Origin of the sequence: Streptomyces sp. WELS2 (assembly GCF_013870595.1) — a bacterium.
Classification (GTDB): Bacteria; Actinomycetota; Actinomycetes; order Streptomycetales; family Streptomycetaceae; genus Streptomyces.
Genome location: NZ_JACBWZ010001130.1, coordinates 1 through 1688 on the forward strand (window position 1 = coordinate 1; position 1688 = coordinate 1688).

Here is a 1688-nt window from a genome sequence, read left to right on the forward strand (position 1 = left end):
CAAGGTCCCGGGTGGGGAGTTCCATGCGCTCCGGGCCGACCAGGGTGCCGTCCAGCTGGCGGAAGAGGCGTTCGGCGGCCGTACGGCCGAGGGCCGCCGAGTCCTGGGCGACGACCGTGACGCCCGGCTGGAGCAGATCGGCCAGCTCGAAGTCGTCGAAGCCGACGAGCGCGACCCGGTCGGACCGCTCTGCCAGCACCCGGACGACGGTGACCGTCACCCGGTTGTTGCCGGCGAAGACCGCCGTCACCGGGTCGGGGCCGCTCAGCATCTCCTCCGCCGCCCGGCGCACCCGCTCCGGGTCGGTCGCGCCGAGGGACATCCAGTGCTCCGCCACGGCTATCCCGGCGTCCTCCATGGCCGCCCGGTAGCCGCGCAGCCGCTCCGCGGCCGTGTGGATCCGGGGCATGTCGCCGATGAAGCCGATCCGCCGGTGGCCGTGCGCGATGAGGTGGGCGACGCCGTCGCGGGCACCGCCGTAGTTGTCGGACAGGACCACGTCGGCGTCGATCCGGCCGGCCGGGCGGTCCACGAACACGGTCGCCACACCGGCCCGGATCTCCGGCTCCAGATACCGGTGGTCGTCCCCGGCCGGGATCACCACCAGCCCGTCCACCCGGCGCGCGCACAGCGCGAGCGCCAGCTCCTGCTCCCGCTCGGGGTCCTCGGCGCTGGAGCCGTTGATCAGCAGCGCGCCGTGGGCGCGGGCCACCTCCTCGACGGCGCGGCTGAGCGGGCCGTAGAAGGGGTCCGCGAGATCCTCCAGGATCAGCCCGATGCTCGCGGTCCGCCCCTTGCGCAGCACCCGCGCGCTGTCGTTGCGGCGGAAGCCGAGCGCGTCGATCGCCTCCTGCACCCGGCGCTCGGTGTCCGGGGTGACCCCGGGCTCGCCGTTGACCACGCGGGAGACCGTCTTCAGCCCGACCCCGGCGCGGGCCGCCACGTCCTTCATCGTCGGGCGGTTGCCGTACCGGTTCCCGGTGAGGCGGTCTGCGCGGCGGGTGGTCTCGGGCACGTGCGCTGTCCTGTCTGTCGTCCGGCTGCGGTTCCTCCGGTCCACGGAACGGGGTGCGGCATCCGTGGGCTTGTATGAGGATGTGGCGTCGAGCATAGAGCCTGGACAACGTTGTCAGGTGCGAGAGAGACTGTCCACCGCTGTCTCCGGCCCGCGCCCCCACCGCTCGACCGGTCCGCTCTCTTTGGTTCTCAAGTTTTCAACGGGGAGATCTCACTCTCATGCACACCGACCTCGTGGCGGCCCTGGACATCGGCGGCACCAAGATCGCCGGCGCGCTGGTGGACGGCGACGGACGTCTGCTGGTCCGCGCCCAGCGTCCCACGCCCGCCCGGCAGGACGGCGAAACGGTCATGCGGGCCGTGGCGGAGGTGCTCGGCGAGCTGTCCGGGTCGCCCCTGTGGGACCGCGCCGGCGCGGTCGGCATCGGCAGCGCCGGTCCGGTGGACGCCTCGGCGGGCACCGTGAGTCCGGTGAACGTGCCGGGCTGGCGGGACTTCCCGCTGGTCGACCGGGTGCGTGCGGCCACCGGGGGACTGCCGGTCGAGCTGATCGGCGACGGGGTCGCGATCACCGCCGCCGAGCACTGGCAGGGCGCCGCGCGGGGCCACGACAACGCGCTGTGCATGGTGGTCTCCACCGGCGTCGGCGGCGGCCTGGTCCTCGGCGGGCG

The 1688-nt window shown here is 73.8% G+C and carries 2 protein-coding genes; one reads left to right on the forward strand and one right to left on the reverse strand.

The window, feature by feature from the left end; translation table 11 throughout:
- The coding region (locus tag H5J33_RS34305; RefSeq protein ID WP_181798567.1) for a LacI family DNA-binding transcriptional regulator at window positions 1–1015 on the reverse strand (1015 nt) is incomplete at its 3' end.
- A gap of 221 nt (window positions 1016–1236) precedes the next feature.
- On the opposite strand from H5J33_RS34305, the gene H5J33_RS34310 reads away from it, so the two are divergent.
- Window positions 1237–1688 (forward strand): ROK family protein (locus H5J33_RS34310; protein WP_181798568.1); only part of this gene is annotated, 452 nt, incomplete at its 3' end.